The sequence below is a fragment of the Vibrio nigripulchritudo ATCC 27043 genome (genome assembly GCF_000222685.1).
In the GTDB taxonomy this organism is placed as follows: domain Bacteria; phylum Pseudomonadota; class Gammaproteobacteria; order Enterobacterales; family Vibrionaceae; genus Vibrio; species Vibrio nigripulchritudo.
This window is the reverse complement of the sequence record NZ_AFWJ01000233.1, coordinates 1-659: the sequence shown is the minus strand read 5'-3', so window position 1 is coordinate 659 and position 659 is coordinate 1. Positions and strand designations below refer to the sequence as shown.

Annotated in this window: 2 pseudogenes; both read left to right on the top strand. The window is 49.6% G+C overall.

Features of this window, described 5'->3' with window-relative positions:
- Positions 1 to 209: pseudogene (locus RH89_RS29965) on the top strand (ABC transporter ATP-binding protein); the annotation flags it as partial.
- A gap of 58 nt (positions 210 to 267) precedes the next feature.
- A pseudogene (locus tag RH89_RS16540) lies at positions 268 to 659 on the top strand (ABC transporter permease); the annotation flags it as partial.

Here is a 659-nt window from a genome sequence, read left to right as displayed (position 1 = left end):
AGCTACTTCAAGATAAAACCGTGTTACTCATTACCCATGACCCGCACGAAGCCATTCGGCTGGCTTCCAAGCTATACGTGATGCAAGGTGCGCCTGCCTTTGCTCACGCTATGGAATTACCTCAATCCGACATCCCAAGAAAACTGGATGCCGAGTGCGCCAAGCTTCAACAAAGCATTATTGAAAAGCTGGAGAAAGACTATGAGTAACGTAAACCAGCTTTCTACCGTCGCCAGAGCCATTAAGCGAAGCGAGAAGATTTCCTTCCCTCTCCTGCGCGTGATCATTAGTGCATCGGTGATGATTGGGTTGTGGCAGGCAATTGTCGTGATATTCGACATGCCGGCATTTATATTGCCAGCACCGTTTGATGTCTTTGAGCGCCTGATTCAGCGACAGGATGTGTTGCTCAAACACACCTGGGTCACGGCTCAGGAAATCTTGCTTGGCCTGCTTCTTGGGTTGTCTATGGGGCTGATCTTTGCTCTGCAAATGCTGATGTTCAACCCCCTTAAACGCTGGTTGCTGCCGATTCTTATCGCCAGCCAGGCAATTCCGGTCTTTGCGATTGCCCCTGTTTTAATGCTCTGGCTTGGATATGGCATTACCTCCAAAGTCGTTATGGCAGCCATCATCATCTTCTTCCCTGTCACCACCTG